The organism is Streptomyces sp. CA-278952 (assembly GCF_028747205.1).
GTDB lineage: Bacteria > Actinomycetota > Actinomycetes > Streptomycetales > Streptomycetaceae > Streptomyces.
This window is the reverse complement of the sequence record NZ_CP112880.1, coordinates 5980250-6000998: the sequence shown is the minus strand read 5'-3', so window position 1 is coordinate 6000998 and position 20749 is coordinate 5980250. Positions and strand designations below refer to the sequence as shown.

At 72.1% G+C, this 20749-nt stretch carries 15 protein-coding genes; 6 read left to right on the top strand and 9 right to left on the bottom strand.

Translation table 11 applies throughout. The annotated features are described in order from the left end of the window. Positions 1-71: 71 nt before the first annotated feature. Positions 72-1109: an ABC transporter substrate-binding protein gene (locus N7925_RS26690; protein WP_265601955.1), complete on the bottom strand. Its 1038-nt coding sequence runs from the start codon at positions 1107-1109 to the stop codon at positions 72-74. A 214-nt stretch (positions 1110-1323) separates the two neighbouring features. On the opposite strand from N7925_RS26690, the gene N7925_RS26685 reads away from it, so the two are divergent. After that, on the top strand, positions 1324-2715 hold the full coding sequence (locus N7925_RS26685) for a hypothetical protein (protein ID WP_274345394.1): 1392 nt from the start codon (positions 1324-1326) through the stop codon (positions 2713-2715). A 391-nt stretch (positions 2716-3106) separates the two neighbouring features. Here the strand turns inward: N7925_RS26685 and N7925_RS26680 are convergent, their stop codons facing one another. From N7925_RS26680 to N7925_RS26665, 4 genes are all read right to left on the bottom strand, one after another. Beyond that, positions 3107-4054, bottom strand: a complete 948-nt coding sequence (locus tag N7925_RS26680; protein WP_265601953.1) for a 3-oxoacyl-ACP reductase — start codon at positions 4052-4054, stop codon at positions 3107-3109. A gap of 34 nt (positions 4055-4088) precedes the next feature. Further along, positions 4089-5165, bottom strand: coding sequence for a Zn-dependent alcohol dehydrogenase (locus N7925_RS26675; RefSeq protein WP_274345393.1), 1077 nt, complete (start codon positions 5163-5165; stop codon positions 4089-4091). A 100-nt stretch (positions 5166-5265) separates the two neighbouring features. Then, positions 5266-6120, bottom strand: coding sequence for a MaoC/PaaZ C-terminal domain-containing protein (locus tag N7925_RS26670; RefSeq protein ID WP_274345392.1), 855 nt, complete (start codon positions 6118-6120; stop codon positions 5266-5268). 252 nt (positions 6121-6372) lie between these two features. Further along, positions 6373-7848, bottom strand: a complete 1476-nt coding sequence (locus tag N7925_RS26665) for an MFS transporter (protein WP_274345391.1) — start codon at positions 7846-7848, stop codon at positions 6373-6375. A 140-nt stretch (positions 7849-7988) separates the two neighbouring features. On the opposite strand from N7925_RS26665, the gene N7925_RS26660 reads away from it, so the two are divergent. After that, a complete protein-coding gene (locus N7925_RS26660; RefSeq protein WP_274345390.1) occupies positions 7989-9752 on the top strand; it encodes a BCCT family transporter in 1764 nt (587 codons plus the stop codon). Between the two features lie 134 nt (positions 9753-9886). Here N7925_RS26660 and N7925_RS26655 read toward each other — a convergent pair whose 3' ends face one another. Continuing rightward, positions 9887-11080, bottom strand: a complete 1194-nt coding sequence (locus N7925_RS26655; RefSeq protein ID WP_331618138.1) for a lipid-transfer protein — start codon at positions 11078-11080, stop codon at positions 9887-9889. Between the two features lie 81 nt (positions 11081-11161). Then, complete coding sequence (locus N7925_RS26650; RefSeq protein ID WP_274345389.1) at positions 11162-13531, bottom strand: acyl-CoA dehydrogenase; 2370 nt, start codon at positions 13529-13531, stop codon at positions 11162-11164. Positions 13532-13726: 195 nt separating this feature from the next. On the opposite strand from N7925_RS26650, the gene N7925_RS26645 reads away from it, so the two are divergent. Continuing rightward, positions 13727-15310 carry an MFS transporter gene (locus N7925_RS26645; RefSeq protein ID WP_274345388.1) on the top strand — a complete coding sequence of 528 codons (1584 nt, stop codon included), beginning with the start codon at positions 13727-13729 and terminating at the stop codon, positions 15308-15310. On the opposite strand, the gene pepE is transcribed toward N7925_RS26645, so the two are convergent. Then, a complete protein-coding gene (gene pepE, locus N7925_RS26640) occupies positions 15235-15963 on the bottom strand; it encodes a dipeptidase PepE (protein WP_274345387.1) in 729 nt (242 codons plus the stop codon). The two genes, N7925_RS26645 and pepE, sit on opposite strands and share 76 nt — an antisense overlap. Positions 15964-16007: 44 nt before the next feature. After that, positions 16008-16835 carry an IclR family transcriptional regulator gene (locus N7925_RS26635; protein WP_003969470.1) on the bottom strand — a complete coding sequence of 276 codons (828 nt, stop codon included), beginning with the start codon at positions 16833-16835 and terminating at the stop codon, positions 16008-16010. A 148-nt stretch (positions 16836-16983) separates the two neighbouring features. On the opposite strand from N7925_RS26635, the gene N7925_RS26630 reads away from it, so the two are divergent. From N7925_RS26630 to N7925_RS26620, 3 genes are read left to right on the top strand one after another with little or no spacing between them, the layout of a single operon-like run. Then, positions 16984-17937, top strand: coding sequence for a DUF1177 domain-containing protein (locus N7925_RS26630; RefSeq protein WP_274345386.1), 954 nt, complete (start codon positions 16984-16986; stop codon positions 17935-17937). Next, positions 17937-19331, top strand: coding sequence for a cytosine permease (locus N7925_RS26625; RefSeq protein WP_265601944.1), 1395 nt, complete (start codon positions 17937-17939; stop codon positions 19329-19331). Before N7925_RS26630 ends, N7925_RS26625 begins: the two co-directional genes overlap by 1 nt. Then, positions 19328-20635, top strand: a complete 1308-nt coding sequence (locus N7925_RS26620) for a M20/M25/M40 family metallo-hydrolase (RefSeq protein ID WP_274345385.1) — start codon at positions 19328-19330, stop codon at positions 20633-20635. The genes N7925_RS26625 and N7925_RS26620 overlap by 4 nt, the downstream gene beginning before the upstream one ends. Positions 20636-20749 lie beyond the last annotated feature (114 nt).

Below are 20749 nucleotides of genomic sequence, written 5' to 3'. Positions count from 1 at the left end.
TTACTTCACCGGGTCGGCGCGGGCACGTGCCGCGTCGGCTCGAGGCGCGTACCGCGTCGGCTCGGGGCCGGCTACTTCACCAGGTCCGCGCGGAGGTCGTCGAGGACCAGGCCGGCCGAGGTGACGCCGAGGCCCAGGTACCAGGTCTCGTCGGAGACGTCCTTGGCCCGGCCCTCCTTGACGGCCTTCAGGTTCTTCCACAGCGGGTTGGAGCGGGCGGTGTCGCGCTGGGTGGCCTTCGGGTCGCCGTAGACGCCGGTGAAGATCCAGTCGGCGTCCGCCTCGTCGATCCTCTCCGGGCTGATCTCGGCGGCGAGGTCGTTGATCTGCTGGTTCTTCGGACGCGGCAGACCGACGTCTTCGAGGATCGTGCCGATGAACGAGGCCTTGGCGTAGAGGCGGAGACGGTCGGGCAGGTAGCGGACCATCGAGACGGTCGGCTTGTCGGGGCCGATGTCCTCGCCGAGCTTCTTCGCCTTCTCCTCGTACGCGGCGAGCGCCGACTCGGCCTGCTCCGTGCGGTCCAGGGCCTGGGCGTTGAGGAGGTAGTTCTCCTTCCAGGTGAAGCCCGGGCGGATGGAGAACACCGTGGGGGCGATCTTCGACAGCTCGTCGTACTTGTCCGCGGCGCGGAGCTGGCTGCCGAGGATCAGGTCGGGCCGGAGGCCCGCGATGGCTTCGAGGTTGAGGCTGTTGATCGTGCCGACGCTCTTCGGCTCGCCCGCGCCCTTCTCCAGGTAGGAGGGGATGGCCGCGTCGCCCTCGCTGGGGGCGTAGCCGACCGGCTTCAGGCCCAGGGACACGACGTTGTCGAACTCGCCGACGTCCAGCACGACCACGCGCCGGGGCGCGGTCTTGATCTCGGTCTTTCCCATCGCGTGGGTGACCGTACGGGGGAACTCGCCGGCCTCGGCGTCGGTGCCGTACGCCGCGGTCTTCTTCGCCGCGTCCGCGAAGTCCTTGCCACCGGTGGCGACGGCGGCCTTCTTGCCGCCGCCCGCGTCGGTCTTCGCCGCGTCCCCGCCGTCACCGCCCCCGCAGGCCGACAGGGAGAGGGCGGCCGCCACAGCCAGGGCGACTGCGGCGGTACCGCGGGGTCGAAGGGACATCGCTTGCTCCAGATGGTCCGCGTACGTGCGTGGGCACGGGTTCTTGGTTGGTTAGGGCCGCCTAACCATAGACGCGGCCATCTTCACCAGCACACTCACCCCCGCCACCTCAGGAGAATCCGGGCATCACCACCCTTATGTGTGAAGTGAGGTGGCTGGTGTTGTTCGGCTGGAAGTGCGAAAACTAGTTTTCGTAGCCGGAGGTGACGAGTCCATGACTGCCTGTGCCATCGAGGGCGGATCCGCCGGGGCCGCCGCGACGGCGGAACCCGAAGCGGAACCCGGAACGGAACCCGACCCGAAAGAGTCCGGAGCGGGATCGGGCCTGAAGAAGTACGGAGCGGAACCGGGACCGGAGGGGCCCGGCGGCCCCGTGAGGTCCGCCGCGGCGGACGCTCCCGGCCTGCCCGGATTCCGCGCCGACGAGGCCGGTTCGGAAGCGTTGTCCGCCGCGGGCGGCAAGGCGATGCCGACCGGCGACGCGCCGCTTCCCGGCGGCTTCACGCTCACCGCGGACGGGGCCTACGCCGCCCGTCTCACCGCGGCTCCCGGCCCGCCGGGCGAGCGCGCCTGGTATCCGGAGCGGTGGACGCTGGACGGGCCGGAGCCGTACGCGGTGCCCCTCCCCCTCGATCAGCCCGAGGAGCCGGACGCCGAGGTGGCGCCGCTCGCCGACGGACGGGTGCTGATCCGGCGGCAGGTGGCGGACCGGCAGCAGTTCTCCCTGCTCTACCCGACGGGACCCGGGACCGGCGAACTCCTGCTGGGGGCGGTCGAGTCCGCGGAGATGACCCTGTTGCCGCCGTCGCCGGACGGGCGGTGCGTCTACGCCCTGTCGGCCGGCGACCACCACTCGTCGCTCTGGCTGGTGGCGGGCGGAGCGTTCGGGCCCGAGGAGGTCGCGCGGATTCCCGGGCGCTGTTCGGGCGGGGCCTGGCTGGACCGGGTGGGCCGGCTGCTGGCGCTGGACCGGCGGGCGCCGGGCGGCGGACCGGTCAAGGCGGTCGCCGTCGACCTCGGGCGGGGGGCCGAGGTGACGCCGCTGCTCCAGATCGCGCCGGGCAGCGACGACCGGCTGCTGCTCGCGGACGCCGACAGCGGGCTGCTGCTGATCCGCTCGGACGCCCCGGGACACGACCGGCTCGGCTGGGGGGTGCTGGGGAGCTGTCTGCCGGTCAGGTTCCCGGAGTGCCTGCGCCTCGCGGACGCGGCGGTGACGCCGTTCGCGGTGCAGCCGGGCCAGATGCTGATGCCGGAGAGCTGCGCGGTGGCGCTGCGGATCGACGGGGCCGCGGGCAGCTGGCTGGGGGTCTGGCGTCCGGCGGGACGCCGGCTGCACCAGTTCGCCGCCCCGCTGGGCTGGGCGCCGGGGGCCGGGTACTGGAGCCGGGACGGGGTGCTGCGTCTCCCTTACGCGAACGGGGCGACGTCCTGCGGCGTGGCGATGCTGAACGCGCCCAGGGACGTGGAACCCTTCTCCGAGACCGGCCGTCCGGGTGACGCGGAGGGCGGAACGCAACCGTCCGCCGCCGTCCCCGCTCCTGCTGTGTGTAAGCCCGTTCCGTTGGGGCAGGCGCCTCTGCACCGAGCCGCTCGATCTGATTAAGATCGGGCTCCTGGGCTACGCGGCCGTATCGGGCGGGTACCGACGGTGACCACGTCGGATGGCGGCGGCGGGGCTTGCGACACACGTAGGCGCGACACAGGTAAGCGATCACAACGGGGTGACTTCCCACATGTCCGAAGCACGGATCGACACGAACCAGCAGCGCCCGACGGGGGCGGACGAGGGGGCCGGGACCGGGGGTTCCGGGAAGCACCGAGGGGGTGCGTCGGCGGAGAACACGTCGGCGCAGCCGCACGGTCGCCACCGTCGGCCCGCCGACGAGGGGTCCAGGGCGGCCTGAGAGCCACTCGGCAGACGTACTTCAGCACGATGGGAGGGCCCGGACCGGCGCACAGCCGGTCCGGGCCCTCCCGTCTGCGACTCTCCCTCGCTACCGCCGCTTCAGTCCGAGGACTTCGGCGGCGGCGAAGGTCTCGTTCGGGGGCCGGTCCGCGTAGTACGGGGTGAGCAGACCGTCCAGCTCCGCGAAGGTGAAGGTCTCCTTCACCGCGTCGAACCGGGCGGCCACCCGGGGTCGTTCGACGACGGCGACCATCCCTCCGTGCACGACGAGCAGTTGCCCGTTGACCCCGGCCGCCGCCGGTGAGGCGAGATAGCCGACGAGCGGGGACACGTGCTCGGGTGCCAGGGGGTCGAGGGCGCCGTCCGCCGGTTCCTGGAAGCCCGCGAACACGTCCTCGGTCATCCGGGTACGGGCGCGCGGGCAGATGGCGTTGGCGGTGACGCCGTACTTGGCGAGGGCGAGCGCGGTGGAGGTGGTGAGGCCGACGATGCCGCCCTTGGCTGCCGCGTAGTTGGGCTGGCCGGCCGAGCCCGCGAGGAACGCCTCCGAGGAGGTGTTGACGATCCGCCCGTAGACCGGCCCGCCGGTCTCCTTGGAGCGGGCGCGCCAGTGGGCGGCGGCGAAGTGCGTGGTGTTGAAGTGACCCTTGAGGTGGACGCGGATCACCGAGTCCCATTCCTCCTCGGTCATCGAGAAGATCATCCGGTCGCGCAGGATGCCCGCGTTGTTGACCAGGATGTCGAGCCTGCCGTAGGTGGTGGTCGCCACGTCGACCAGTGCGCCGGCCTGTTCGTGGTCGGAGACGTCGCCGAGGTGGGCGACGGCCCGTCCGCCGGCCGCGCGGATCTCGGCGGCGACCTCCTCGGCGGGGGCGGCGGACGCCGCACCGGAGCCGTCGCGCCCGGGCTGCCCGTAGTCGTTGACGACGACGGCCGCGCCGAGGCGGGCCAGTTCGAGGGCTTCGGCCCGGCCGAGGCCGCGGCCCGCGCCGGTGACGATCGCGGACAGTCCGTCCAGCGGAAGGGGAAGTGACATGGGATTCCTCAACGTCGTTGGCCGGCCGCCGGGTTCAGAGTTCGATGCAGGTACGCAGCGACTCGCCCGTGCGCATCTGGTCCAGGGCGTCGTTGACCCCGTCCAGCCGGACCCGGTGGGTGATCATGGACTCCAGATCGATGCGGCCCGCCCGCCAGAGCGCGATGGCCCGGTCGAAGGAGCGCAGGACGTCCCCGCCGCCGTACATGGAGGGCAGGATGCGCTTCTCGTCGAAGAACAGCTCGAACATGTTGACCTGGAAGTTGTCGTCCATGGCCCCGGCCCCGACGACGCACAGGGTGCCGCCGCGGCGGGTGTTCTCGTAGGCGGTGCGGGCGGTGGCGGACTTGCCGACGACCTCGAAGACGTAGTCGAAGCCCTCGCCGCCGGTGATCCGCTGCTTGGCGTCGGCCAGCCCGTCGGGGGCGACGGCCTCCGTCGCGCCGAAGCGGAGGGCGGCCTCGCGGCGGGAGGCGACCGGGTCGACGGCGATGATCTGGGCCGCGCCCTGGACGCGCGCGCCCTGGATCGTGGAGATGCCGACGCCGCCGCAGCCGATCACCGCGACCGACGAACCTGCCTCCACCTTCGCCGTGTTGATCGCCGCGCCGAGTCCGGTGGTGACTCCGCAGCCGATCAGGGCGGCGATCTCGAACGGCACGTCGTCGGGGATCGGCACCGCGGAGCCCGCGCCGACGACGACCTCCTCGGTGAAGGTGCCGGTGCCCGCGAAGCCGAAGACGTCGCCGCCGGGGCGCCTGAAGTTCGGGGTGCTCGCGTTCATGAAACCGGCGAGGCACAGCTGGGTCTGGCCGCGTTTGCAGGACGGGCACTCCCCGCAGGCGGGCAGCCAGCAGACGAGGACCCGGTCGCCGGCGCTCAGCCCGGTCACCCCGTCGCCTACGTCGATGACCTCGCCCGCGCCCTCGTGGCCGGGGATGAAGGGGGCCGGCTGCGGGAGGACGCCGCTCATCGCGGAGACGTCCGAGTGACAGAGGCCGGTGGCGCGGATGCGGAGCTTGACCTTTCCCGGGCCAAAGCCCACCGCCTCGACGTCGTCGAGGACTTCGAGCTTCTCCTGGCCCGTCTCGTGCAGTACGGCTGCGCGCATGGGTACGGCTCCCCTCACATCGTCATCTACATCAGGGTTCTGCTGTGCTCAGGCGTGTTGCTGAGGCGTATCGCTCAGGCGTGTTGTTCAGGCGTGTTGCTCAGGCGTGTTCGACGACCGTGTCGGCGAGGACCGGCGCGTCGTCCCGTTCGGCGGCGGCGACCGTCACCTGGACGCGGCCGTCCCCGGTCCACATCCGGATCCGGAGGGTCTCGCCGGGGAAGACCACGCCGGTGAAACGGGTGCGGTAGGCGGTGATCCGGGAGACGTCACCGTCCAGCAGGGTGTCGGCGACGGCCTTCAGCGTCATGCCGTACGTGCACAGCCCGTGCAGGATCGGCCGGTCGAAGCCGGCCAGCTTCGCGAAGGCCGGGTCGGCGTGGAGCGGGTTCCAGTCCCCCGAGAGGCGGTAGAGCAGCGCCTGGTCCTCGCGGACGGCCCGCTCCACCGTGCGGTCGGGGGTCCGCTCCGGCGGGGCGAGGCGGTCGGAGGGGCCGCGTTCGCCGCCGAAGCCGCCCTCGCCCCGTACGAAGATCTGGGCGTCGTTGGTCCACAGCGGACCGTCGCCGTCGCTCGCCTCGGTACGCAGCACGATGACGGCGGCCTTGCCCTTGTCGTACACCGCCGCGACCTTCGAGGTCTGCACGGCGTTGCCGGTCACCGGGATCGGACGGTGGACGCGCAACGCCTGTCCGCCGTGCAGGACCGCGGCGAGGTCCACGTCGATCCCCTGCGCCCCCATACCGCCGAAGGCGGCCGTGCCCGCGCCCGCGACGGTGGCGAAGCTCGGCAGCACCTGGAGCCGGGACTCCAGGGTGTAGCGCAGCTCGTCGGGGTCGGTGGCGGGGCTGCCCGCGCCGAGACCGAGGTGGTAGAGCTGGACGTCCTTGTGGTCCCAGCCGATCTCGGCTCGGCGGGGTTCGGCGGCGAGTGCCGCCCGGGCATCAATGGGCATGACGGAGCAGCTCCTTGATGGTCCTGGGTGATCCTGGTGGTCCTGGGCAATGCTTGGTGGCGCGAAGACCTCGGCGCGGCCGTCCGCACCGCCGGCCGCACCGAGGTCGTGCGGTGACCGGCAGAGCACGCCGTTCTAGAACGCGTTCTAGCCGGTGGCCCATGTATAACGCAGGCCACGGCAGTTGGGAAGACTGCTGACACCGCGTCAGGTCGGTGAGATGGCGCCGGATCGATGTCGTGGCGCCCGGTGTCACCCCGCGCGCGGGGCCTCGACCGGAAAGTCCCCCGGCGGGCGGGGCCTGCGATGGTTCGGCAGCCAGATCAGCATCACGATCACCCCGGCCAGCAGGACCCCGGTCGCGGTGCGGAAGGCCAGCGCGTATCCGGCGGTGACCTCGGCCGCCTCGCCGGAACCCCCGGTGCGCGCGGCGGCGACCGTGGAGAGCACCGAGAGGCCCAGCGCGCCGCCCATGGTGCGGGAGGTGTTGACCAGGCCGGAGACGAGTCCGGCGTCCTCCGGCTCCGCGCCGGAGATGGCGAGGGTGGCGAGCGGGGTGGAGGCGAGGCCGGCTCCGGCCATCATCAGGACGCCGGGCAGACAGATCGCGGTGAGGTAGGAGCCCTCCACGCCCATCGTGGACTGCCAGCCGAAGCCCGCGGCGGTGATGAGGACCCCGGCCACGGCGAGGCTCTTCGCCCCGGCGCGCGCCATGAGCCGGGGGGCCAGCTTGGAGCCGATGATGACGGCGGCCGAGGTCGGCATCAGCGCGAGACCGGCCTGCAACGGCGTGTAACCCAGGACGTTCTGGGCGTACACGGTCATGAAGTACCACATGGAGAAGGTGGCCGATCCCATGAGCAGCATCGACACGTTGGCCGAGGACACCGCCCGTACGGAGAACACGCGCAGCGGGATCAGCGGCACCGCGGTCCGCACCTCGACCAGCACGAAGGCGGCCAGCAGCCCGACCCCGGAGAGCAGCGGCACGAGGGAGGCGGCGGCCGTCCAGCCCTCGACCTCGGTCTGGACGATGCCGTACGCGACGGCGGCGAGGCCCGCGGTGACGAGGACCGCGCCCAGGAAGTCGATGCGGCGGCGGTCGCCCGCGCGGCCCTCGGTGATCCGCAGGGCGGCGGCGATCAGGACGAGTCCGCCGATGGGCACGTTGACCAGGAGGACCCAGCGCCAGGAGAGGGCGTCGGTGAGGACCCCGCCGATGAGCCCGCCGGCCGCGCCGCCGCCGGCGCCGACCGCCATCCACGTACCGATCGCCTTCGTCCGGGCCGGCCCTTCGGGCACCGCCGCGGTGAGGATGGTGAGAGTGGCGGGGGCCAGGACGGCGGCCCCGAGGCCCTGTGCGGCCCGGGCGGCGAGCAGCTGCCAGCCCTCCTGGGCGAGGCCGCCCGCGAGCGAGGCGGCGGTGAAGACGCCGAGCCCGACGAGGAACATCAGCTTGCGCCCGTAGATGTCGGCGGCCCGCCCGCCCAGGAGCATGAACCCGGCGAACGCGATCGAGTAGGCGTTGACGACCCACTGGAGGCCCCCCGGGCTCAGCCCGAGGTCGGCCCGCATGGAGGGCAGGGCCACGTTGACCACGGAGACGTCGAGGACGACGAGGAACTGGCCGGTGCAGGCGGCGAGCACGACGGCCCAGGTCCTGGGTGGTATTCGGGAGGTGGTCGACGGGGCGGCGGCGGGCGCGGAGACGTCAGGCATGAACGTCATGGTCGCAGGCGGCAGATGGCCCGTACATCAGGTATCGGCAGCCGTCCCCCGGACCGCCGACCGCCGGACACCGATCGTCGGCGCGGGCACATCCCCCATATCCCCCGTATCACCGCATACAGCCCTCATAGTGGTGGGTTATGAGTACGGAGAACGCTGACGTGTCCCCCGGCCGGTCACCCTCCGGCCCCGCGGATTCCGGTGCGGGTCCCGGGACGGACTCCTCGCCGGACCGGGTGGTGGTGACGATCGGGGTGCTGGGCGTCGTCGGGATCGTCCTGTGGGCGGCCCTCGGCAAGGACACCTTCCAGAGCGCGTCGGACGCTGCCCTCCCCTGGGTGCTCGACAACTTCGCATGGCTCTTCGTCATCGCCGCCGACGTCTTCCTGGTGCTGTGCCTCATCATCGCCTTCAGCCGCTTCGGCCGGATCCGGCTCAGCCGGGACGACTCCCCGCCGGAGTTCTCGAACTTCCCGTGGATCGCGATGATGTTCAGCGCCGGCATGGGCATCGGGCTGATCTTCTACGGCGTCGGGGAGCCCGTCGCGCACTATCTGAGCCCGCCGCCCTCCAGCGGGGCCGAGCCGCAGACGACGGGCGCCGCGAGCGCGGCCATGGAGTACTCCTTCTTCCACTGGACCCTCACTCCGTGGGCCATCTACGGGATCGTGGGCCTGGCGCTGGGCTACGCGAGCTTCCGCAAGGGCCGGGGCAACCGGTTGAGCGCCGTGTTCGTGCCCCTCATCGGCGAACGCAGGGCGAACGGCGTCCTCGGCAAGCTCCTGGATCTGCTCGCCGTCTTCGCGACGGTCTTCGGCACGGCGACGAGCCTGGGACTCGGCGCTCTGCAGATCGCCATCGGGCTCGATCTGACGGCGGGCCTCGAGCAGAGCAAGGGCGTCGAGCTGGTGGTCATCGCCGTGCTCGGCGCGGCTTTCGTGGTCTCCGCCTTCACCGGTCTGCACGGCGGGGTGAAATGGCTCAGCTCGATCAACCTCGTCATCGCCGCGGCCCTCATGGTCTTCGTCTTCGTCGCGGGTCCGACCGTCTACCTCCTGGATGTGCTGCCGTCCTCGGTCGGCGGCTATCTGAACCACCTCCTCCCCATGGCCTCGCGCACCGGTGCCTTCGGCGGTCAGAGCTGGCTGGGCACCTGGACGATCTTCTACTGGGCCTGGTGGCTGTCCTGGGCGCCCTTCGTCGGTACCTTCATCGCGCGCATCTCCAAGGGCCGCACGATCCGCGAGTTCCTCCTCGCCGTGCTGCTCGTACCGAGCGGGGCGACCGCCCTGTGGTTCGTGGTGCTCGGCGGGACCGGTATCCGCCTCGCCGAGACAGGCGTCGTCGACATGGCCGAGAGGGCGAAGGAGGGGACGGAGGCGACCCTGTTCGCGATGCTCGACGCCCTGCCGGTCAGCACGGTGACGGCTTGGGCCGCGATGATCCTGATCATGATGTACTTCGTCACCAGCGCGGACTCCGCCTCCCTGGTCATGGGTTCGCTGACCAGCAAGGGAGCCCTGCACCCGCGACGCTGGCTCGTCGTCACCTGGGGCCTCCTCATGGCGGCGGTCGCGGCGGCCCTGTTGGTCGCCGGCGGCCTGGAGTCCCTCCAGAGCGCGACGATCCTGGTGGCCCTGCCCTTCGTCGTGGTGATGCTCTTCCTGTGCTGGTCCCTGCTGCGGGAGCTGCGCACCGATCCGGCCGGCGGGCCCAAGCGCAGCGAGGGCCTGCACGGTATGCGCGACGCGGTGCGGGTCATGGTCGGTGAGGAGCTGAGCAACCAGCCGCCCGCCCGCCACCGCCATCTGCGTCGCGCGGCCTCGGCCCGCAGGGCGACGACCGAGGACGACCGGGACGGTGAGGGGGGCGAGACGGGCGGAGCCTCCGGGCGGGAGAGCTGACGCGCGGACGGGTGAGCCGACGCACGGACGCGAGAGCCAACGCGCGGACGCGCGAACCGACGCGCGGACGCGAGAGCCGACGCTCACCGTGGCGCGGCGCCGGGGGATCGATGCCCCCGCACCGGGGCCCGGTTTTAACCGCGCCGCAGCAGCGTGACCACCGCCGCTCCGCCGAGGCCGATGTTGTGGGCGAGGGCGGTCCGCGCTCCTGGCACCTGGCGGGCGCCGGCCTCGCCGCGCAGTTGCCAGGTCAGCTCGGCGGCCTGGGCGATGCCGGTGGCGCCCAGCGGGTGGCCCTTGGAGATCAGCCCGCCGGACGGGTTCACCACCCACCGCCCGCCGTAGGTGGTCGCCCCGGACTCGACGAGCTTGCCGGACTCCCCCTCGCCGCACAGGCCCAGCGCCTCGTAGGTGAGGAGTTCGTTGACGGAGAAGCAGTCGTGCAGCTCGATGACGTCGAGATCGTCCGGGCCGAGGCCGGAGGCCGTGTAGACCTGCTGGGCGGCGGCCCGGGACATCGGGGCTCCGACCGCGTCGATGCAGCTGCCGGAGGCGAAGGAGGCCTCGGTGTCGGTGGCCATGGCCTGGGCCGCGATCTCCACCGCCCGCTCCCCGAGACCGTGCCGTTCGACGAACCGCTCGGAGACGACGACGGCCGCCGCCGCCCCGTCGGAGGTGGGCGAGCACTGGAGTCTGGTGAGGGGGCGGTGGACGGTGCGGGCGGCGAGGATCTCCTCGACCATGTACGGGTCCTGGAACTGGGCGTACGGGTTGTTCACCGAGTGCCGGTGGTTCTTGGCCCCGACCGCCGCGAGCTGCGCGGGCGTCGTCCCGTACCGCTCCATGTGCTCGCGGGCCGCGTTGCCGAAGATCTGGGCGGTGGGCGGGGACGTCTCGAAGCCGTGGGCGGCGGCCATGATCGCGTAGTGCCGGGCGACCGGCGAGGTCGCGAAGTCGCCGCCGCCGTCCGCGCCGCTGCCCAGCGAGCCGCGGGCCATCTTCTCGAAGCCGACGGCGAGGACGCAGTCGCTGCCGCCGCCCTCGACGAACTGCCGGGCCAGCATCAGGGCGGTGGAGCCGGTGGCGCAGTTGTTGTTGACGTTGTAGACGGGGACACCGGTCAGCCCCAGTTCGTAGACGGCCCGCTGTCCGGCGGTGGAGGCCTGGAAGCAGTAGCCGACGGGGACCTGTTCGACCTGGTCGTAGCGGACGCCCGCGTCGTCGAGGGCGGCGGTGCCCGCCTCGCGGACCATGTCCCAGTACTGCCAGTCGCGGGTCTCGGGCTTCTCGAACCTCGTCATGCCGACGCCGACGATGTAGGCCTTCATGGTGCGACTCCTTCTTGTCCGGTGCGGTCGGTCCCGGGGGCCCCGTTGTGTGCGGTCGGTCCCGGGGGACGTCGTGTGCGGTCAGTCCCGGGGGAGGCCGAGGATCCGTTCGGCGACGACGTTGAGCTGGATCTGGGTGGTGCCGCCCGCGATGGTCAGGCAGCGGGACATCAGGAAGCCGTGGAGGGCCCGCTCGCCCGCCGCCGGTTCGTCCACCGCCCCGTCCGGGCCGAGGAGTTCGAGGGTGAGTTCGGCGACCTTCTGCTGGTGGAGGGTCTGGACGAGTTTGCGGACCGAGGCCCCGGCGCCCGGTTCGCGGCCGGAGACCTGCTGGAGCGTGGTGCGCAGTCGGACGCAGGCGAGCGCGTGGGCCTCGGCGGCGAGCGCGCCGATCCGGGTGCGGGTGGCCCCGTCCAGCCCGGCCGAACTCGCGATCAGGGATTCGAGTCCGCTGTCGAAGGTCATCTGATCGGCCATGTGGACGCGTTCGTTGCCCAGGGTGTCGCGGGCGACCCGCCAGCCGCCGCCGACCTCGCCGACGACGGCGTCGGCGGGCAGCAGGACGTCGTCGAAGTACACCTCGTTGAAGAGTGCCTCGCCGGTGATCTCCTTGAGCGGGCGGATGTCGATGCCTTCGGCGTTCTTCATGTCGATGAGGAAGTAGGTGAGGCCGCGGTGCTTGGGGGCGTCCGGGTCGGTGCGGGCCAGCAGGATGCCGTGGTCGGCGGTGCGGGCGGCGCTCGTCCAGACCTTCTGCCCGGTGATCCGCCACCCCTCGTCGGTCCGCACCGCGCGGGTGCGCAGCGCGGCGAGGTCGGATCCGGCTTCGGGTTCCGAGAAGAGCTGGCACCACTGGAGGTCGCCGCGCAGGGTGGCCGGCAGATAGCGCTTGCGCTGTTCCTCGGTTCCGTACGCGATGAGGGACGGCACCACCCAGGTGGCGATGGACAGGTCGCTGAGGCGGATGCCCTGTTCCCTCGACTCCTGCTGGATCGCCAGTTGCTGTACGGGGCCGGCGTCCAGTCCGTACGGGGCGGGGAGGTGCGGGGCGGCGTAGCCGGTGGCGGCGAGGGCGCGGCGGGCTTCGGCCGGTGCCAGGCCCCGGGCGGCGGCGAGGTGGGGGCGGGCCTCGACGCGGTTGCCGGCGGCCTCGGCGGGCAGTTCCAGGGCGAGTTCGCGGCGGGCTCCGGCCTCGGCGAGGCGGGCGGCGCGCAGCCGGTGCGGGTCGGCGGCGCCGAGGAGCTGACGGGCGAGGACGGCCCGGCGCAGCTGGAGGTGGGCGTCGTGCTCCCAGGTGAAGCCGATGCCGCCGAGGATCTGGATGGTGTCCTTGGCGCAGGTGTACGCGGCCTCGGGCGCGGTGGCGGCGGCGAGCGCGGCGGTGAGCCGCCGCGCCCCGGGCCCCGTGCCGTCGCATCGGGTGGGTGCGCCGCCGCCGGAACCCGCAGCCCCGGCCTGGCCGGTCGCTGACCGGGCGGCCTCGTCGGCGGCACCGGCACATTCGTCGGCGGCGCGGGCGGCCTCGTCGGCGGCGCGGGCGCATTCGTCGGCGGCGCGGGCCGCGTCCCAGGTGAGGGCGCGGGCCTGTTCGAGGCGGACGAGCATGTCGGCGCAGAGGTGCTTGACCGCCTGGAACGCCCCGATGGGTCGCCCGAACTGCTCGCGTACGGTGGCGTGTCCGACGGCGGTGTCCAGGCTCCGGGCGGCACTCCCGCAGGCGTCGGCGGCGAGGAGGACGGCGGCCAGGTCGCGGACGAGCGCGGAGTCCAGGGGCAGTACGTGGTGGGCCGGTACGGGGACGGCGTCGGCGCGCACCTCGGCGGTGGGCCGGGTCGGGTCGACGCTGCGGTGCGGGCGCACGGCGATCCCCTCGGCCCCGGCGTCGACGAGGAACCAGCGCTCGCCGTCGGGCGTGGCGGCGGGCAGCAGGAGCAGGTCGGCCGCCTCGGCGGTCAGGACGGGCGGGGCGGTGCCGTCGAGCCGGTGGCCGCCCTCGGCGGGGATGGCGGTGAGGGTGCCGGGCGCGAGGGCGAGGGCCGCGGTGCGGTCCCCCGCGGCGAGCTCCCGCAGGGGTCCGCCCAGCTCCTCGGCCCCGGCGGCCACCGCGTGGCGCAGCACGGTGGAGGTGAGCACGGTCGCGAGGTAGGGGCCGGGCAGCGAGGCGTACGCGGCCTCCTCCAGGACGACGGCGAGGTCGAGGAGGCCCCCGCCGCCACCTCCGTACGCCTCGGGCAGATGGATGCCGGTGAGCCCCTGCGCGGCGAGCCCCGCCCAGTGGGCCGGGCGTACGCCGGGGGCGGCCGGGCTCCCCGCTTCAAGGATTCTGCGCACCTCGCCGGGTGGTGCGGCACGGGCCAGCCATCCCCGCACGGAGTGGGCCAGCGCGCGGTGCTCGTCGGTGATCCCGATGCCGGTGCCGATGCGTGTGCCTGTGCCTGTGCCGATGCCCATGCGAGTCCTCGCCGGTCGGGGGCCGTTGGGACGGCGCAAGAGTAGAACACGTTTCAATCTGACGGAAGGTCAGGAGACCGGTGGATCCGGGCCGGAATAGGGCACGGCCGGGAAGTGTTCACCATGCACACACTTGGGGGGAGCCCGGGTGGTCGACGCTGCCCGGAGGCCCCACGTATGCGACGGACGAAACCGATGCGGACCAAACAGATACGGCGCACCGGGGAGCTGTCCGAGCCGCGCGGAGCGCGCTCCGGGCCCATCGTGCCCGTCCTCGCCTTCGCCGGCATCACCGTCGCGGTCATGCAGACCCTGCTCGTCCCGGTCATCAAGGACCTGCCGGTCCTCCTGGACACCGACCCGGCCAACGCCACCTGGGTGATGACCGCCACCCTGCTCGCGGGCGCCGTATCGACCCCGATCACGGGGCGGCTCGGCGACCTCTACGGCAAGCGGCGGATGCTGCTCGCCTCCCTCGCCGTCATGGTCGTCGGCTCGCTGATCTGCGCCTCCACCGGCGATCTGATCGTGATGATCACCGGTCGCGCGCTCCAGGGCTTCGCCATGGGCGCCATCCCGCTCGGCATCGGCATCATGCGCGACGAGCTGCCGCGCGAGAGGCTCGGCTCGGCGATGGCCCTGATGAGCTCCTCGATCGGGGTGGGCGGCGGGCTCGCGCTGCCCGCCGCCGCCCTGGTCGCCCAGTACGCCGACTGGCACGCGCTGTTCCTCGGCTCGGCCGGGCTCGGACTACTCGCGATGGCGCTCACGTACGCGCTCGTCCCCGAGCCGCCCCTGCGCGCGCCCGGTACCTTCGACGTGATCGGCGCCCTCGGGCTCTCGCTCGGCCTGGTCCTGCTCCTCCTGCCGGTCACCAAGGGCAGCGACTGGGGCTGGACCTCGGCCCCGACCCTCGGGCTGCTCGCCGCGTCCGTCGCCACGCTGGTGCTGTGGGGCCTGTTCGAACTCCGCACCCCGGCGCCGCTCGTCGATCTGCGCACCACCGCCCGCCGCGAGGTCCTCCTCACCAACCTCGCCTCGATCATGGTCGGGGTCGCCTTCTACGCGGTCTCCCTGGTCCTGCCGCAACTGCTCCAGCTGCCCACGTCCACCGGGTACGGCCTCGGCCAGTCCATGGTGGTCGCCGGGCTCTGCGTGGCCCCGCTCGGCGTGACGATGATGTTCGTCGCCCCGCTCTACGCCCGGATCTCGGCCCGCCGCGGCCCCAAGGCCACGCTGATGCTCGGCATGCTGGTCATCGCGGTCGGTTACGGGGCCGGCCTCGGGCTGCTCTCCGCCGCCTGGCAGACCGTGCTGATCGCGGTGGTGCTCGGCGCCGGCATCGGCCTCGCGTACTCCTCGCTGCCCGCTTTGATCATCGGGGCCGTCGACCCGTCGGAGACCGGCGCGGCCAACGGCCTCAACACCCTGATGCGGTCCATCGGCACCTCGGTGTCGAGCGCCGTCATCGGCATGGTGCTGGCCAACACCTCCGTGACGATGGGCTCGGTCCAGGTGCCGTCCATGGAGGGCTTCCGGATCTCGTTCCTGATCGCCACGGGGGCGGTGCTGATCGGCCTGGTCCTGGCGGCTTTCCTGCCCTCGCAGCGGCCCTCCGCCCACCCGGTGCTCCTGGCGAGCAGCGCGGACGACGCGCGGGACGCGCAGACCGCGCGAGCCGCCCGGTCCGGGGCCGGGCGTGGTCAGCGCACCGGAGTATCGAACCGCGGCACCGTCGTGAGCAGCCGGGACACCTCCGACCCCGGCAGGAGCTCCTGAGGCTCGGCCGCGCGGGAGAACAGCCGGGCGGGGCGGGCGCCCTGGACGTGGGCCCGCTCCCCGTCGACGCGGAGCCAGGAGCCCTCGCGCAGCCCGAGCACGGGTACGTCGTTCTCCTCCAGGAACTCGGTGAGCCGCTCCTCACGGGTCTCGCCCTTGTGGGTGCTGGCCGGGTCCGGGTCCAGATAGTGCGGGTTGATCTGGAAGGGGACCAGGCCCAGCGTCTCGAAGGAGGGCGGCTGCACGATGGGCATGTCGTTGGACGTGCGCAGGGTCGGGGCGGCCATGTTGGTCCCGGCGCTCGCACCCATGTAGGGCAGCCCGCCCCGTACCGCGTCGCGCACGGCCTCGCGCAGACCGGTGCGGTAGAGGGCGGCGAGCAGCCGGAAGGAGTTGCCGCCGCCGATGAACACGGCTTCGGAGGCGGTGAGTTCGGCGACCGGGTCGGGGTTCTCGTGGACGCCCCGCACAGTGATGCCGGACGGCTCCAGGGCCTCGCGGACCCGGGTGGTGTACGCGGTGTGATCGGCGAGCGCGTACGGGACGAAGGCGAGTCGCGCGTTCGCGGGGAGGAACGCGGTGACGGTGTCCAGGGCGTGTTCCAGGTAACCGCAGCCGTACTGGGTGGAGTTGGAGAGCAGCAGCAGATTCACGGGGTTCCTCGGGTACGTGGGGTACATCGGGCACATCGGATCGGTCAGGTGGTGCGGGGCCGCCGGGCGCGGGGCTTCGGCCGTTGCGGCGGGTGGGTGAGGCGCTGCTCCAGCAGCTGGGCCGCGTGGCGCAGCGCGTCGAGCCGGTCCTCGGGCGCCCCCCGGAACCGGTCCTCCCCGCCGCCGAGGCTGAGACTTCCGTACGGCTCGCGCCCCAGGAACACCGGTACGGCGACGGTGGCGATCCCGGTGTCGTACTCGCCGACCGTCCAGGCGTAGCCCTGGGCCCGGATCTTGATGAACTCCCGTTCCAGCAGGTCCGGTTCGGTGACGGTGCGGTCCGTGAAGCGGGCCATGGGGCGGCCCCGGAAGAGCCGGTGGCGCTGTTCGTCGGGCAGATAGGCGTAGTACGACTTGCTGGTCGCCCCCGCGTGCGCCGGGTAGAGCTCGCCGACCAGCGGGTAGTAGCGCAGCGGTCCGGTCTCGCCCTCCTCGGCGGCCACGCAGCGCATGTGGAAGCTGTCCGGAAGGCAGAACAGGACCGTGTCGCCGGTCGTCCGGCGCAGCTCCTCCAGGACCGGGCCTGCCAGCAGCTCCAGCGAGCCCGAGCGCTCCCAGAGCCGGCCGAGCCGCAGCACGGCGGGGCCGATGCGGTAGCGGCGGGTGGCCGGGTCGGAGACCAGGAAGCCCCGGCCCGCCAGGGTGGCGAGCAGCCGCTGGGCGGCGGAGGTGTCCCAGCCGAACTCCTCGGCGACCTCGGTGACGCCCCAGTCGGGCCGGGTGCGCTCGAAGGCGAGCAGCACCAGGAGCGCCCGGTCGACGGTCTGCAGCGCCCCGGCGGGCGTACGCCGGTCGAGATCGAATTCGGCCATCGTCATCTCACCATTCAGACCAGAATTGCATATAGCGGGAAACAGTTGCGCTCAACGCTATCCGATCCCGAATGTTGCCTCAGCACCCCGCCCCGCGCTCTCCCCCGTCGAGCGCCGGGCGGGTGTCAGGATCAGGAGAAAAGCCCCCATGTTGAAGTACGTACTGGACATCGTCGAGCTGCTGGACGATCCCCAGGTCACTGGCAAGTCGGTCGTCGGGTACCTCGACGCCGCAGCGGGGGCCGAGGGATCGTCCGCTCAGGTCACCACCGTCATGGGCGACCAGGGCTCGACGGACTTCGTGCTCGTCCGCATCCCCGGTTCCCGCGGCCGGACGGCGGGCGGCAGCGCCCGCACCCTCGGTGTGGTGGGCCGGCTCGGCGGTATCGGCGCCCGGCCCGAGGTGACCGGTCTGGTCTCCGACGCCGACGGCGCGGCCGCGGCCATCACCGCGGCCGCCAAGCTGCTCGACATGCGCCGTCGCGGCGATGTGCTGCCCGGCGACGTGATCGTCGCCACGCACATCTGCCCGAACGCGCCGACCGAGCCGCACGACCCGGTGCCGTTCATGGGCTCGCCCGTGGACATCGCCACGATGAACCGGCACGAGGTGACCGCCGACATGGAGGCCGTGCTCTCCATCGACACCACCAAGGGCAACCGGATCATCAACCACAAGGGCCTGGCCCTGTCGCCCACCGTCAAGGAGGGCTGGGTGCTCCGGGTCAGCGAGCAGCTCGGCGAGCTGCTGGCCGTGGTGACCGGTGAGCCGTTGGTCACTTACCCGGTGACCACCCAGGACATCACGCCGTACGGTAACGGTGCACACCACATCAATTCGATCCTCCAGCCCGCCACCGCGACCGCCGCTCCGGTCGTCGGTCTCGCGGTCACCTCGGCCGCCGCGGTACCGGGCTGCCAGACGGGCGCGAGTCACGAGAGCGACATCGCGTCCGCCGCCCGCTACGCCGTGGAGGTCGCCAAGGGCTTCGGCGCCGGGCAGCTGGACTTCCACGACGCGGTGGAGTTCGACAACCTCGTCCACCGCTACGGGTCGCTGGCTCACCTCCAGACCCTCGGCCGCACCACCCAGGAGTCCTGATGGCATCCGCCGACCGGGCCGACGCCACGGCCCCCGAAGCCAAGAGCATCGGCAGCGACGACTACTCCCTCTCGCGGGTCCCGCGCGACAAGCGCTTCGGCTTCTGGTCCATGCTCCTGCAGTGGCTGGCCCAGTCCGGCTCGATCTCCCAGTTCACACTGGGCGCCACCATCGGCGTCGGCATGACCTTCGGCGACGCCTTCCTCGCCTTCACGCTCGGCGCGGTGATCCTGGAGATCGTGATCTTCGCGATCGGTCTGGCCGGCATGCGCGAGGGCCTGGCGACCCCGATGCTCACCCGCTGGACGGGCTTCGGCCGCAACGGTTCGGCACTGGTCAGCTTCGTCATCGCGGTCAGCCTGGTCGGCTGGTTCGGCGTCCAGAACACGATCTTCGGCAACAGCGTCTCGGCGCTCGTCGGCGGACCGTCCTGGATGTGGTGCGTGATCGCGGGCATCGCCATCACGGGCCTGGTGATCTTCGGCTTCACATACATGGCCCTCTTCGCCAAGATCGTCACCCCGCTGTTCTTCGGCATGGTCGCCTGGTCGATCATCACGACCCTCAACGACCACTCGATCAGTGAGCTGATCAGCTCGCCGCCGCCCGGCGAGGCGATCCCGCTGGCCGTCGCCGCCACCGCCATCGCGGGCGGTTACATGACCGGCGCCATCGTCTCCCCGGAGATGACCCGCTACAACAAGAAGGGCTCGCACGTCTTCGTGCAGAGCGCCTCCTCGATGATCCTCTCCGAGTACATCGTCGGCATGGTCGGTGTGCTGCTCGGCCACCTGGTGAAGTCGAGCGACGTCTCCCACATCGTGCTCTCCACCTCGGGCGCCTTCGGTGTGATGGTGGTCCTGATGTCCACCGCGAAGATCAACGACTGGAACCTGTACGGATCCTCGCTCGGCGTCGTCAACTTCTTCCAGGTCGTCTTCCGCAAGCGGCTGCACCGCGGCGTGGTCACCGTCGTCCTCGGCATCGCCGGCACGCTCCTGTCCGCGGTCGGCATCATGACCCACTTCACGGAGTTCCTCTCCCTGCTGGGCGTGATGATCCCGCCGATCGGCGGCATCATCGTCGCCGAGTACTGGGTCGTGAAGCGGATGCGCAAGCCGCTGGACGACACCCGTGAGGCGCAGACCCTGCCGCTGACCTCGCCCACCTGGGTACCGATGTCCCTGGTCATCTGGGTCGTGGCGTTCTGTGTCGGCAAGTTCTACGACGGCGGCATACCGGCCCTCAACTCGCTGGCCACCGCCTTCCTGCTGTACTGCGCCCTCGGCCTGCTGGGCTGGGTCAAGCCGTACGGCACCTCCACCCTGGACGACGAGGACAGCGGCACCCCCGCCCCCGCCGCCCGCGCGACCACTCCGGCAGGAGCAGCATGAGCCTCACCCCCGCCTCCGAGCAGGCCCAGACCGAGGTCGTGGACCTCTGCGCCGAACTGATCCGGTTCGACACCTCCAACCCGACCAGCGACGAGCGCGCCGCCGCCGACTGGGTGGTGGACCGCCTCGCCGAGGTGGGCATCGTCTCCGAGCTGGTCGAGTCGGCCCCGGGCCGGGCCAGCGCCATCGCCAGGATCCCCGGGAGCGACCCCACCCGGGGAGCCCTGCTGGTCCACGGCCACCTGGACGTCGTCCCCGCCGACGCCTCCGAGTGGCAGGTCCCGCCGTTCTCGGGCGAGATCCGCGACGGCTACCTCTGGGGCCGGGGCGCGATCGACATGAAGGACACGGTGGCGGTCATGCTCGCCACCGCCCGGCACTTCGCCCGCACCGGCACGAAGCCGGCCCGCGACGTGGTGCTCGCCTTCCTCGCCGACGAGGAGGCCGGCGGCAGGTTCGGCGCCCACTGGCTCGTCGAACACCGGCCCGACCTCTTCTCGGGGGTCACCGAGGCGATCGGCGAGGGTGGCGGCTTCTCCTTCGCCCTCGACGACACGCGCCGGCTGTACCCGATCGAGAACGCCCAGCGCGGCATGGCCTGGATGGAGCTCACCGCCAACGGCCGGGCCGGCCACGGCTCGTCGCCCAACGACGAGAACGCGGTCACCGACCTCGCCGAGTCCCTCACCCGGATCGGCCGCGAGACCTTCCCGGTCCGGCTGATCGAACCGGTCCGCGCCCTGCTGGAGGAGGCCGCCCGCCTCTACGGCGTGGAGTTCGACGAGAACGACATCGAGGCGAGCCTGGCCAGGCTGGGCCCGGTCGCGGACTTCATGCAGGTGGTGCTCCGCAACTCGGCGAACCCCACCATGTTCACCGCCGGCTACCAGACCAACGTCATCCCCGGAAAGGCCACCGCCCGCGTCGACGGCCGGTTCCTCCCCGGTCACGAGCAGGAACTGATCGACACGATCGACCGGCTCCTGCTCCCCTCCGTCAGCCGCGAGTGGGTCAACCACGACATCGCGATGGAGACGACGTTCGACGGCCCCCTGGTCGACGCGATGTGCGACGCCGTCCGCGCCGAGGACCCGGACGGCCACCCCGTCCCGTACTGCAACCCGGGTGGCACCGACGCCAAGGCCTTCACCCACCTGGGCATCCGCTGCTTCGGCTTCAAGGGCCTGAAGCTCCCGCACGACCTGGACTACGGCCGCCTCTTCCACGGCGTGGACGAGCGCGTCCCGCTGGAGGGCCTGCGCTTCGGCGTCCGCGTCATGACCCGACTCTGGCAGAGCTGCTGACCTCACGGGCCATCGCTTCGCCGGGGCCCGCCCCGACCCGGGCTCACCCCCCGTACGCCCCCGCCGATCCCTTCGGCGGGGGCGTACGGCACGATGGGGCGCCGTTCCGCACTC